This is a genomic window from Streptomyces sp. NPDC059080 (genome assembly GCF_042739975.1).
In the GTDB taxonomy this organism is placed as follows: Bacteria; Actinomycetota; Actinomycetes; order Streptomycetales; family Streptomycetaceae; genus Streptomyces; species Streptomyces benahoarensis.
The window spans coordinates 1-11,662 of sequence record NZ_JBHYGX010000044.1 but is presented as its reverse complement, the minus strand read 5'-3'; the positions used below and the strand labels follow the sequence as shown (position 1 = coordinate 11,662).

11 protein-coding genes are annotated in these 11,662 nt (G+C 74.3%); 3 read left to right on the top strand and 8 right to left on the bottom strand.

Features of this window, described 5'->3' with window-relative positions; genetic code table 11:
• Positions 1-144: 144 nt before the first annotated feature.
• From ACFWWQ_RS25400 to ACFWWQ_RS25380, 5 genes are all read right to left on the bottom strand, one after another.
• Positions 145-1,368 carry a beta-ketoacyl-[acyl-carrier-protein] synthase family protein gene (locus tag ACFWWQ_RS25400; RefSeq protein WP_384600417.1) on the bottom strand — a complete coding sequence of 408 codons (1,224 nt, stop codon included), beginning with the start codon at positions 1,366-1,368 and terminating at the stop codon, positions 145-147.
• Positions 1,365-1,616: an acyl carrier protein gene (locus tag ACFWWQ_RS25395; RefSeq protein WP_384600414.1), complete on the bottom strand. Its 252-nt coding sequence runs from the start codon at positions 1,614-1,616 to the stop codon at positions 1,365-1,367. The genes ACFWWQ_RS25400 and ACFWWQ_RS25395 overlap by 4 nt, the downstream gene beginning before the upstream one ends.
• Before the next feature lie 11 nt (positions 1,617-1,627).
• Complete coding sequence (locus tag ACFWWQ_RS25390) at positions 1,628-2,758, bottom strand: SDR family oxidoreductase (protein WP_384600411.1); 1,131 nt, start codon at positions 2,756-2,758, stop codon at positions 1,628-1,630.
• 831 nt (positions 2,759-3,589) lie between these two features.
• Positions 3,590-4,162: a GNAT family N-acetyltransferase gene (locus ACFWWQ_RS25385; RefSeq protein ID WP_384600409.1), complete on the bottom strand. Its 573-nt coding sequence runs from the start codon at positions 4,160-4,162 to the stop codon at positions 3,590-3,592.
• 163 nt (positions 4,163-4,325) lie between these two features.
• Positions 4,326-5,159, bottom strand: coding sequence for a response regulator transcription factor (locus ACFWWQ_RS25380; protein ID WP_384600483.1), 834 nt, complete (start codon positions 5,157-5,159; stop codon positions 4,326-4,328).
• Between the two features lie 128 nt (positions 5,160-5,287).
• On the opposite strand from ACFWWQ_RS25380, the gene ACFWWQ_RS25375 reads away from it, so the two are divergent.
• The 3 genes from ACFWWQ_RS25375 (at position 5,288) to ACFWWQ_RS25365 (ending at position 9,514) form a co-directional block, all read left to right on the top strand.
• Positions 5,288-6,991, top strand: a complete 1,704-nt coding sequence (locus ACFWWQ_RS25375) for an AMP-binding protein (protein ID WP_384600406.1) — start codon at positions 5,288-5,290, stop codon at positions 6,989-6,991.
• Positions 6,988-8,646, top strand: coding sequence for an AMP-binding protein (locus ACFWWQ_RS25370; RefSeq protein ID WP_384600403.1), 1,659 nt, complete (start codon positions 6,988-6,990; stop codon positions 8,644-8,646). The genes ACFWWQ_RS25375 and ACFWWQ_RS25370 overlap by 4 nt, the downstream gene beginning before the upstream one ends.
• 226 nt (positions 8,647-8,872) lie before the next feature.
• Entirely contained in the window at positions 8,873-9,514 is a 642-nt protein-coding gene (locus tag ACFWWQ_RS25365; RefSeq protein ID WP_384600400.1) for a class I SAM-dependent methyltransferase, read from the top strand.
• Positions 9,515-9,576: 62 nt separating this feature from the next.
• Here ACFWWQ_RS25365 and ACFWWQ_RS25360 read toward each other — a convergent pair whose 3' ends face one another.
• From ACFWWQ_RS25360 to ACFWWQ_RS25350, 3 genes are all read right to left on the bottom strand, one after another.
• On the bottom strand, positions 9,577-9,957 hold the full coding sequence (locus ACFWWQ_RS25360; RefSeq protein ID WP_384600397.1) for an MmcQ/YjbR family DNA-binding protein: 381 nt from the start codon (positions 9,955-9,957) through the stop codon (positions 9,577-9,579).
• Positions 9,954-10,490: a GNAT family N-acetyltransferase gene (locus ACFWWQ_RS25355; protein ID WP_384600394.1), complete on the bottom strand. Its 537-nt coding sequence runs from the start codon at positions 10,488-10,490 to the stop codon at positions 9,954-9,956. Before ACFWWQ_RS25355 ends, ACFWWQ_RS25360 begins: the two co-directional genes overlap by 4 nt.
• Positions 10,491-10,634: 144 nt before the next feature.
• Positions 10,635-11,360 (bottom strand): hypothetical protein, encoded by a 726-nt coding sequence (locus tag ACFWWQ_RS25350; protein WP_384600392.1) that lies wholly within the window; start codon positions 11,358-11,360, stop codon positions 10,635-10,637.
• Between the last annotated feature and the right edge of the window lie 302 nt (positions 11,361-11,662).

Sequence of the window (11,662 nt, the reverse complement as noted above, 5' to 3'; positions counted from 1 at the left end):
CCCCTTTCCCGGGCCCCCCCCGGGTATCGTTTCGTAGCCCACCCGGCGGCGGCCTGGCCCGAGGCGCGCCGCAAGGCAGCCGCCCACCCCCCCGGGCGGGGGGGGAGGCCGCTCACCGGCTCCGGGTGCGGAGCCCACGGGGTGTCAGACGGCCGTGAACGCGGCCACCGCGTTCTGGCCGCCGAACCCGAAGGAGTTGCTGAGAGCGGCCCTGATCCGCGCGGGGCGGGGCGCCTTGTGCACGACGTCCAGGTCGATCTCGGGATCGAGCGTGTCGAGGTTGGCGGTGGGCGGGATGGTCTGGTGCCGGAGGCTGAGGACCGTCGCCGCCGCCTCTATGCCGCCGGCGCCGCCGAGGCAGTGCCCCAGGACGCTCTTGTTGGCGGTGACGGGCGGCGGTGTGCCGAACACGGTGCGCAGGGCGCGGTGTTCGGCCTGGTCGTTCAGGGCGGTCGAGGTGCCGTGCGCGTTGACGTGGTCCACGTCGGCGGGGGTGAGTCCGGCGTCGTTCAGAGCCTGCCGGAGGGCCTGGACGGCTCCCCGGCCCTCCGGGTGGGGAGCCGTGACGTGGTGGGCGTCGGTGGAGGTGCCGCAGCCCGCCAGCAGGGCGTGCACGCGGGCGTTGCGGGCCGCCGCGTGCTCGGCGCGCTCAAGGACCAGGATTCCGGCGCCCTCCCCGAGGACGAACCCGTCCCGGTCCTGGTCGAACGGCCGGGACGCCCCGCCGGGGTCGTGGGTGCGCTCGGACAGCGTGCGCATCTGCTGGAAGGCGGCGACCGTGATCGGGGCGGTGCCCGATTCGGATCCGCCGGCCAGAACGATGTCGCAGGAGCCGCTGCGCAGCATGTCCCGCGCGATGCTCAGGGCGGTCGTCCCGGAGGCGCAGGCGGTGGAGACGGCCAGGCTCGGGCCGCGCGCGCCGAGGTCGAGGGCGACCTCGGCGGGCACCATGTTGGGCAGGCTGCGGACGATGGCGCGCGGGGAGATGAGCTTGGCCCGGTCGGCGTTGAGGCGGCCGAATTCCCGGTGGTAGTGCTCCAGGCTGTTGCAGCCGACGCCGAGGACGACGCCCACCCGGGTCGCGTCCCACTCCTCGGTGGAGAGCCCGGCGTCCGCGACCGCCTCGCGGGCGGCGACGAGCGCGAGACGGGCATGGCTGTCCAGCCGGGAGGCGAGCGCGCGGCCGAGCAGCGTGCCCGGTTCGAAGCCGGGCACACGGCAGGTGAAGTCGACGTCCAGCGCGTCGAGCCGGGGGTCGGTGGCGGCGGCCGACCGGCCGTCCAGCAGCCCCTGCCAGCTCGCCTCGGTGCCGACGCCGACCGGGGTGACCATGCCCGTGCCGGTGACGGCGATGTCGTCGCGCCTCATATGGCGGACCCCGCGTCCGCTCCCGAGGCCGCCGCGTCGAGCAGCGCGGCGGCCTCCGCAAGGGTGGACTCGGGCGTGAGACCTACGATTTCGACGCCGGTCTGCTCCATGGCGTTGACGCTCAGTTCGGCGAGGGAGAGGGAGTCGAGACCGATCTCGGAGAAGGTCGCGGACGGGGACAGATCGTCCCGGTCCTGCCCGAGCTCTTCCACGAGGATGTCGGCGAGCTTTTCGTACGTGGGGGACACGGTGGACTCCTTCAGGGGGTGAGGGAAGCGGCGACGGACGGGGCGCTGCGCAGGACCGCGGCGAGATAGTTCCTGTCCGGGGCGGGGGGATCGGGGAGGGTGTGGTCCAGGGCGTCGAGCAGCGCGGTCCGGTCGTAGGTCCGGTGCAGGCGCGTGTACGGGTGGATGCCGCCCAGGAGTTGGGTGAGCTGCTGCGTCCCGTGCTCGGAGGCGGGGGACGGGGCGTCCGGTCCCACCCGCAGGTCCAGCCAGGGGCACAGGTCGCGCATGGCGTCCAGGCAGGCGGACACCGGGGTTTCCCGCGGATGCGTCAGATGGAAGGTCTCGACGAGCCGCTGTGGGGTGCGCAGGGCGAGGCGCACCGATGCCTCGGCCGCGTACTCGACCGGGACGAGGTTCATCATGGCGTCCGCGCGGCCGGGCACCTCGACGACCGCCGGGGTGTCCGGGGTGGCGCCGGGGAACAGCCGGGACGGGCCGAGCCGGGACAACAGGGACAGCCGGGCGCCCACTTCGGCCAGAGGGTGCAGCGGTGCGTTGCGGGGCAGTGCCCGATCGGTGGTGAGCGCGCTGGGCCGCAGCACGGTCACCGGGTGGTTCCGGTCGTGGGCCCAGTCGCGGACCGCCTGTTCGGCGGCGTACTTGGACTGCTCGTAGGGGGTGCGGAAGCCGTACCGGTCGTCGAGGTCGTCCTCCAGGACCGTCCCTTCCAGGCGTCCGCCGGCCACGTAGGAACTGCTGGTGTAGAGGACACGGGGCAGCGGGCCGGGGGCGGCCGAGGCCAGTTCGAGTACGCGGCGGGTGCCTTCGACATTGACCCGCATCACGTGTTCCAGGGGCGCGGCGAGGTCGATGACGGCCGCGTTGTGCCAGATCACGTCGGCCTGGGCGGCCAGTTCGCGGTGCTGCTCGGGGCCGAGGCCGAGGAGCGGTTCGGTGAGGTCGGCGCGGAGCAGCCGGACCCGGGTGTGCAGGTCCTCGGGGAGCGGTTCCCCGGTGGCGCGCAGGGCGTGCTCCAGGCGGCGCCGGCCCGCGTCGCCGTCCTGGCGTACGAGGGCCGTCACCTCCCCGGGGTGTCGCAGGAGTCGTATGAGCAGGTGGGAGCCGAGGAATCCGGTGGCTCCGGTCAGTACGGTCAGCACGGGGGAGCGTCCTAGGGTCGGTGAACCGCCAGCCGCGTTCGGGCAGGAGTGGGGAGGGCAGGGGGATGCGGTCGGCGGGGGAGGGGTGACGGTCTCGTCTCCGTGGCCGGAGGGCTTCAGCACGGAGTGCGGGAGAGGCGGCCGGAGCCGGGGCCGGTCGGGGCCGAGCGGGCCCGGCACCGGGGGGGGTGTCGCGTCAGGGTGGGGGAGGGCGGTGGACGGGACACCGCACCGGGTCCCGGGGCGGGGCAGCGGGCCGGCACAAGGGGTGACCCGCCGGGCGGGCCGGACACAGGGGAGCGGGGGGATGCACCGACGCCCGTGCCGTGCCGGGAGCCGTCCGGCCCCGGCGTGAGCGGGAGTGGGTGGGTATGGGGGCGCGCATCGCGGCCGCTACCGGCTTTCCGGCAGATCGGGGGCGATGCCCGGCCGCGCGGCGTCCCCTCGCCGGGACGTGCGATTCCCGTGACATCCGGCGGGCGTTCCGGCGTTCCGCACGGCCGGGGGAAATGAGCCGTTCACGGGTGGGGCGACAGGATTATCCAACAGCATGCGAGCGAGAGTCCTCTCGTCTCGGCGGGGCGCGGACGGCCGCAACTCTAACACGCTGTAATGACGTGATTACTATGTGTCTTATTCGTTCCTGGATTGCCCTTCCGCGAAGATCGGGGGGCCTTGGCAAAACGGTCCGGACCCCATGAATTCCGGGATGTCGGGCGGCGGGGATCTCGTCGGAGTCACGGCCCGCCCCACGTCTGGTGACGCGCCGACGGCCCGGGAAAGGGCGCGGGCCCGCCGCGTACGGCGGGCCCGGAACGGCGCCCGGGGCGCTCAGCGTGGCGCGCGGGCGCCGTCCGTCCGCTCGGTGCGCAGCGCCGCCATCACCAGTACGTCGTGCCAGGCGCCGTCCCAGCGCAGCGCCTGCCGCATCCGGCCCTCCACGGTGAAGCCGCAGCGTTCGTACGCGCGCCGGGCACGGTCGTTGAAGGCGAAGACCTCCAGCCGGACGCGGTGCAGCCGGACGCGGTCGAAGGCGTGGTCCAGGAGCAGCCGGATCGCCTCGCTGCCCAGACCGCGGTCGGTGGCGCCGGCGACCAGGAGGATGCGCAGGGTGGCGTGGGCGTTGTGCGGGTCGACGTCCTTCAGCGAGAGGTCCCCGAGGAAGCGGCCGCTCTCCCGGTCTTCGATGGCGAGGTCGAGCCGTCCGGGCTGCGTCGCGGACACGGCGCACCACGCCTCGATCTCCTCCGGCGTGAAGTCGTGGTGGCTGCCCGTCAGCCGGCGGATCTCCGGGTCCAGTGTCGCGGCGTGGTAGTCGGCGGCGTGCCGCGCGTCCAGCGGTACGAGCCGGATACGGGCACCGGGAAGGACGGGCTTCTCGTCGAGAGCGGAGGCATCGATCATGCGGGGATGATGACGGCCGCGCCCGGAACCGGCAACGGTATTTCCTGGCCGGGGCACGCCGCCGGGCGCCGTCGGCCGGCTCCTGTCAGCCGGCCCCCGTCGGCCGGGCGCCGGGCGCAGCGCCCCGGGGCAGCCCGCGCCCGGGCGCTGCGCCCGGCGGTCCCTACGGCAACAACCCCGCCCGTCGCGCCGCGATGACCGCCTGCATCCGGGAGTGTGTGCCCAACTTCCGCATGGCCGACCGCAGATAGCTCTTGACCGTCTCCGGGCGCAGTCCGAGCCGCTCCGCCGCCTCGGCGTTGGCGGCGCCCGCCGCGACACACACCAGGACGTCCACCTCGCGCGGCGCCAGCGTGGGCGCCTCGTGCGCCGCGGGCGGTGCCGGCGCCTCGCCCGACGGGGCGGCGCGGTCCGGGGAGGCGGCGGCGAGCCGTCCGCAGGCCGTCAGCATCTCCTGGCGCAGCAGCGGATCGGCGACCCGCTGGGCCAGCGTCCGCAGATCGCCGTGGGCGTCGCGGACCTCCTCCCACCGCGCCGGATCGGCGGCCGGCTGCCGCGCCGCCGCCAGCAGCCGCGCCGCCTCGTCCTGGAGCAACAGCGCCTCCTCCAGCTCCCGCGCCGCGTCCATCGCCGCGGACAGCGGGCCGTCACCGAGCCGCACCGGGGTGCGCAGTGCGCCGTACAGCACCCCGCGCACCCGGCGCCGCACCACCACCGGCACCGCCACCACCGACCGCAGCCCCTCGGTGGCGACCACCGCGTCGTACTCATGGCTGATCACCACGGAGGAGTGGTAGTCGGTCACCGTGAACGGACGGCGCAGCGCCACCGCCTTGCCGCCGACGCCGTTGCCGTGATGGATGTCGAGACCGCGCAGCGCGGCGGTCGCCGTACCCGCCAGGGAGTTGAGCCGGTAGCGTCCGTTCCCGGCCTGTAGCCCGCCGAACGCCACCGGCAGTCCGCTGGAGCGGCGCAACCGCGCCAGAGCCGCCCCCAGGTCTGCGGACGTGTCCGTCCCCGGCTCGCCGTACACCCATAACCTCCGCTTCCCCCCGTACGGGGGTGGTGAGACCCGCGTCACTGATTACACGATGTCCACCAGGCGTGGGGCAATGAGGAGGACACATGCTGGACAGGGACGGGACGCAGGAGGGCCGCTCGCCGGACGCGACCGAGGAGTTCCGGGCCGCCCGGGACCTGCTGGTGCGCTTCGGCGACGACTACGAGGGCGCCCGCGCGCACTTCCACTGGCCGCGGCCCGCGCACTTCAACTGGGCGCTCGACTGGTTCGACGTCATCGCCCGCGACAACGACCGCACCGCCCTCCACATCGTCGAGGAGGACGGCACCGAGACCCGCGTCAGCTTCGCGGAAATGCGCCGCCGCTCCGACCGGACCGCCTCCTGGCTCGCGGCCCAGGGCGTACGGCCCGGCGAACGCATCGTGGTGATGCTCGGCAACCAGACCGAGCTGTGGGAGACCGCGCTCGCCGCGATGAAGCTGCGCGCCGTGGTGATCCCCGCGACGCCGCTGCTCGGCCCCGCCGACCTCACCGACCGCATCACCCGCGGCAGGGCCCGCTTCGTCATCGCGCGGGCCGAGGACACCCCCAAGTTCGGCCAGGTGCCCGGTGACTACACCCGCATCGCGGTGGGCGGTGCCCCCGAGGGCTGGCTGGCGTACGAGGAGGCGCGGGACGCGTCCGAGGCGTTCGTGCCGACCGGGCCGACCCGGGCCGACGACCCGCTGATGCTGTACTTCACCTCCGGCACCACCGCCCGCCCCAAGCTCGTCGAGCACACCCACACCTCGTACCCGGTCGGGCATCTCGCGACGATGTACTGGATCGGGCTGCGCCCCGGCGATGTGCATCTGAACATCTCGTCACCCGGCTGGGCCAAGCACGCCTGGTCCAATCTCTTCGCCCCGTGGAACGCCGAGGCGACCGTCTTCATCCACCACTACACCCGCTTCGACGCGGGCCGGCTGATGGCGGAGATGGACCGCGCCGGGGTGACCAGCTTCTGCGCGCCGCCGACGGTGTGGCGGATGCTCATCCAGGCCGACCTGTCGGCCCTCAAGCACCCGCCGCGGGAGATCGTCGCGGCCGGGGAACCGCTCAACCCGGAGATCATCGAGCAGGTCCGCGCCGCCTGGGGCGTGACGATCCGCGACGGCTTCGGGCAGACCGAGACCGCCGTACAGGTCGCCAACACGCCGGGCCAGCGGATCAAGCCCGGTTCGATGGGCCGCCCCACGCCCGGCTACGACGTCGTCCTGCTCGACCCGGTCACCGGCGCCCCGTCCGACGAGGGCGAGATCGCGCTGGCGCTCTCCTCGTCCCCGGTCGGCCTGATGGCCTGCTACCACGGCGACCCGGAGCGTACCGCCGAGGTGATGACGGGCGGCTACTACCGCACCGGCGACATCGGCGCCCGCGACGCCGACGGCTGGATCACCTATGTCGGCCGCGCCGACGATGTGTTCAAGGCGTCCGACTACAAGATCTCCCCGTTCGAGCTGGAGAGCGCGCTCCTGGAGCACGAGGCGGTCGCCGAGGCCGCGGTCGTCCCGGCGCCCGACCCGCTGCGCCTCGCCGTCCCCAAGGCGTACATCGTGCTGGCCGAGGGCTGGGAGCCCGGCCCGGAGACCGCGAAGGCGCTGTTCGCGCACTCCCGCGCGGTGCTGGCCCCGTACAAGCGCATCCGGCGGCTGGAATTCGCCGACCTGCCCAAGACCGTCTCCGGCAAGATCCGCCGCATCGAGCTGCGCGAACGCACCGCGCAGGGCGACGGCGGCGCCGAATACCGGGAGGAGAACCACCGATGACCCCACCGGCCACGGGGACCGCCGCCGCACCGTCCCCGGACGGCACGGCATCCGCCTACGCCCGCGGGGACACCGCGCAGCCGCTGCTCCACCGCACCATCGGCGCCGACCTCACCCGCACCGCCGCGCGGTGCGGCGACCGGGAGGCGCTGGTCGACGTCGCGTCCGGGCGGCGCTGGACCTACGCGGAGCTGGACCACGACGTCGACGAGGTGGCGCTCGGCCTGCTCGCCCACGGCATCGGCAACGGCGACCGGGTCGGCATCTGGTCGCCCAACTGCCCCGAGTGGCTGCTCCTCCAGTACGCCACCGCCCGCATCGGCGCCATCCTCGTCAACGTCAACCCGGCCTACCGCACCCACGAGCTCGGCTACGTCCTGCGGCAGTCCGGCACCCGGCTGCTGGTCGCCGCGACCGGCCACAAGAGCAGCGACTACCGGAAGATGGCCGCCGAGGTGCGCGGCGACTGCCCCGCGCTGCGCAAGGTGGTGCACCTCGGCGACCCCGGCTGGGGAGAGCTGCTGGCGGCCGGCGCCACCGTGCCCCGCGAGCGGCTGGCAGCCTGCGCCGCCGCGGTGTCGCCCGGGGACCCGGTCAACATCCAGTACACCTCCGGCACCACCGGCTTCCCCAAGGGCGCGACCCTCTCCCACGGCAACATCCTCAACAACGGCTACTGGGTGGGGGAGACCGTCGGGTACACCGAGCACGACCGGATCTGCCTGCCGGTGCCCTTCTACCACTGCTTCGGCATGGTGATGGGCAACCTCGCGGCCACCTCGCACGGCGCCTGCGTCGTCATCCCCGCCCCCTCCTTCGAGGCGGGCGCCACGCTCCGCGCCGTCCAGGACGAGCGCTGCACCTCGCTCTACGGCGTTCCGACGATGTTCATCGCCGAGCTGGAGCACCCCGAGTTCGGCGGGTACGACCTGTCGTCGCTGCGCACCGGGATCATGGCGGGTTCGCCCTGCCCGGAGGAGATCATGAAGCGGGTGGTCGCCGAGATGCACATGGCGGAGGTGTCCATCTGCTACGGCATGACCGAGACCTCCCCGGTCTCCACCCAGACCCGCCGCGACGACGACCTGGAGCACCGTACGGCGACGGCGGGCCGGGTGCTGCCGCACATCGAGGTCAAGGTCGTCGACCCGGTGACCGGCGCGACCGTGCCACGCGGCGCGACGGGCGAACTGTGCACCCGCGGCTACAGCGTGATGCTCGGCTACTGGGAGGACCCGCAGCGCACCGCGGAGGCCATCGACGCGGAGCGCTGGATGCACACCGGCGATCTGGCGGTGATGAACGACGACGGCTACGTCCGCATCGTCGGCCGCATCAAGGACCTGATCATCCGGGGCGGGGAGAACGTCTATCCGCGCGAGATCGAGGAGTTCCTGCACGCCCACCCGAAGATCTCCGACGTCCAGGTGGTCGGCGTCCCCGACACGAAGTACGGCGAGGAGATCGCCGCCTGCGTCATCCTCCGCGACGCCGCCGACCCCCTCACCCTCGACGAACTCACGGAGTACTGCCGCACCCGCCTGGCCCACTTCAAGATCCCGCGCCGCCTGGAGCTGGTCGAGAACTTCCCGATGACGGTCAGCGGCAAGGTCCGCAAGGTGGAGCTGCGGGAGCGGCTGGCGGGGGAGGCGTAGCGGGAGCTGAAGGCCGCCCGGGCGGACCCGGCGGCCGTCGGTTTCCGGCCGGTGCGCGGGGTGGCGCGGTGTCCGCGCGGGGCGGCGCCCGGCCCGTCCGGGCTCCCCGTCGCCGGACGGTCTTGCCGTTCCAGCAACCGCCCTTGGCGGCCCCCGGTACGGGCGCGATCCTGACCGCCGGTGCGCCCGCCCGGCGCGCCGGACCGCCGACCACCCGAGGAGCGCCATGTCCGCCACGCCCCCGACCACCGACCCGGCCCGCTTCTGGGAGGACCGCTACCGCGACAGCGACCGGGTCTGGAGCGGCAACCCCAACCCGCTGCTGGTCCGCGAGGTCGACGGCCTGACGCCCGGCACCGCCCTGGAACTGGGCTGCGGGGAGGGCGCCGACGCCGTCTGGCTCGCCGGGCGCGGCTGGCACGTCACCGGCGTCGACATCTCCGCCACGGCGCTGCGCCGGGCCGCAGCCCACGCCGCGGCGGCGGGCGTCGCCGCGCGCAGCGCCTGGCAGCGGCACGAGCTGGGCGTCACCTTCCCGGAGGGGACGTACGACCTGGTCAGCGTCCAGTTCCTGCAATCGCCGGTGGCCCTGGACCAGGACCGCGTGCTGCGGCTGGCCGCCGAGGCGGTCGCTCCGGGCGGCACGCTGCTGCTGGTGCTGCACGGTGGCTGGCCCTCGTGGCAGGGCGAGCACGACCACCCCTTCGACGCGGTCTTCCCGACGCTGGACGGTGTCCTGGACCGGCTCGCGCTGCCGGAGACCTGGCGGGTGGTGACGCGGGAGGCGGTGGAGCGCCCCGCACCGTCGCCCACGGGCGGGCCGGGGACGCGGGTGGACCTGGTGTGGCGGCTGCACCGTACGGTCTGAACCGCGGCGCGGATCGGCGGGCGGCCCCGGGACGGGCGGCCGCTTCCGGGGCCGCCCGCCGTTCAGCTCCGCCGGGGCTCCGCGCGGTCGAGGCGGAGCCGCTGGGCGCGCGGCAGGCCCGCGACGACCAGGTCGTAGGAGTCCTCGATCATCTCCCGCACCAGACGGTCGGGGAGCGAGCCGGTCAGCGTGACGGTGTTCCAGTGCCGCTTGTTGAGGTGGTAGCCGGGGATGATCTCCGGGTGGGCGGCGCGCAGTTGCGGGGCCAGTTCGGGGTCGCATTTGAGGCTGACGGAGAGCGGCTCGGCCGTCAGGTTCGTCAGCGCGAAGATCTTGCCGCCGACCTTGAAGACGGACAGATCCGGGCTACGCGGGAACGGGAACTCCTCGCCCGCGCCGTTCTGTTCCAGGCAGACGGCGCGCAGCGCCTCGGCGTCGATCATGGCGGCATTATGCCGTCGCTGCCTCCCGCTGCCTCCCGCCGCATGCACAGCCGGGGCCACCGGTCCAGCCCCAGCTCCGCCTCATGGGCCCGGATGGCGCGCAGACCGGGCGTCAGCTCCGCGCCGGTGAGCGGGCGGAAGCCGAGCCGGGCGTAGTAGGGCGCGTTCCACGGCACGTCGCGGAAGGTCGTCAGAGTCAGCGGGCGGTCCCCGCCGTCGTGTGCGGCCCGGTCGATGAGGGCCTGTCCGATACGGCGGTGGGCGTACGCGGGGGCCACCGACACCTGCTCGATGTGGGTGGCGCCGTCGACCGGCTCCCACATCAGGAACCCGGCGAGGCCGTCGCCGGGCCCGTCCTCGGCGTACGCCACGAGCAGCCGGCCGGCGCGCAGGCCGGCCGCGAGGGTGGCGAGGGCGGGCGGTTCGTCCTCCGCCACGCCGGCCATCCCGACGTCGTGGAAGGGCGCGCCCGCGGCGCTCTCCAGGGCGCGCAGGGCGGGGAGTTCGGTCTCACGGGCCGGACGGATGATCATCCGCGGAGTCTGCGCCGACCGGGCCCGCCCCCGCAACCGGGTTCCGGGCCGGGCGGGACGGGCGTGCCCCGCGGTCCACCGGTACGGGGCCGGGCGGCGTCGGCGCACCGGAACGCGCGGACCCGCGCGGCGGACCCGCGCGCGTCACCCGGCTCCCTGCGCCCCGTTGCGGATCAGCTCGTCGGCGGCGTCGTTGACCGGCTGAGGGGTGCCCGTCAGATCCATGACGAAGAGGGGGATGTGCAGGTCGTCGGCGCGGCAGCGGGCGTCGTGGGCGTATCCGGCGAGGGAGAAGAAGACGGCTATGGCGGAGTCGTGGAGGCCGTTCAGCCAGACACACTCGATCTCGCGGAGTGCCGTGGACCGCGTCGTCGGGTCGACCTGCGCGACCACGCCGGTGCCCCGCAGATCCACCCCGGAGGCCGTCCGCTCCTGGGTGCGGCGGACGTCGGTGAAGCCCAGCCACTTCAGATACTGCGCGGCGGCCGTGACGCAGTCCCGGGCGGTGCGGATGGTGACCGGGCGGAACGCCGGGCGCAGCACCTGGGGCGGGGCGGCCGGTGCCGCACCGCGGCTGCCGGGGGCGGCGCCGCGCGGCGGCGCGGGCGGGACGGGCACGACGGGGATGCGGACGACCGTGCCGCAGACGCAGCCGGACTCCGGCGCGGGCCACTCGTCCTGGCGGCCGCAGATCTCGCAGCGCACCATCACCCAGGAACCCTGCCAGGTGCGGTGCACGATCTCGACGGGGACGCCGCCGCGCAGCACCGGCACCGTCAGCGGCGCCCCGCACGCGCAGGGGAAGGTCGGCGGGGTGAAGGCGTTCTCGCGGCGGCACGTGGGGCACCGCACCGGCACGCTGTCGGCCATGGTTGCTCCTGGCGGTCGATCGGGCGGGGCGGTGGTCTTCCGGCGCCGCGCGCCTGCTGATTTCTGCCATCGTGCCCCCGAACAGGCCGACAGGGGGCGGATTCGCGCCGATCGCCGCCGGTCGGCCGGGGACATCGGGGGAGCGTACGGCCCCCGTGGGGCCATGACCCGGGCGCAGGGGGCGCGTACGCGGGCGCGCGCCGCGCCCTTGCCCCGGCCGGTGCGCTCGCCGCGCGCCGCCGTCCGTACGTGCGGACGGCGGCGCGCGTAAGGACGGCCCGGATCAGGGACCGAGCGGATCC

Coding starts and splice junctions, on each gene's coding strand:
- ACFWWQ_RS25370 (WP_384600403.1), top strand. CDS start 6,988: ATGACCCCACCGGCCACGGGGACCGCCGCCGCACCGTCCCCGGACGGC.
- ACFWWQ_RS25400 (WP_384600417.1), bottom strand. CDS start 1,368: ATGAGGCGCGACGACATCGCCGTCACCGGCACGGGCATGGTCACCCCG.
- ACFWWQ_RS25350 (WP_384600392.1), bottom strand. CDS start 11,360: ATGGCCGACAGCGTGCCGGTGCGGTGCCCCACGTGCCGCCGCGAGAAC.
- ACFWWQ_RS25365 (WP_384600400.1), top strand. CDS start 8,873: ATGTCCGCCACGCCCCCGACCACCGACCCGGCCCGCTTCTGGGAGGAC.
- ACFWWQ_RS25360 (WP_384600397.1), bottom strand. CDS start 9,957: ATGATCGACGCCGAGGCGCTGCGCGCCGTCTGCCTGGAACAGAACGGC.
- ACFWWQ_RS25375 (WP_384600406.1), top strand. CDS start 5,288: ATGCTGGACAGGGACGGGACGCAGGAGGGCCGCTCGCCGGACGCGACC.
- ACFWWQ_RS25385 (WP_384600409.1), bottom strand. CDS start 4,162: ATGATCGATGCCTCCGCTCTCGACGAGAAGCCCGTCCTTCCCGGTGCC.
- ACFWWQ_RS25355 (WP_384600394.1), bottom strand. CDS start 10,490: ATGATCATCCGTCCGGCCCGTGAGACCGAACTCCCCGCCCTGCGCGCC.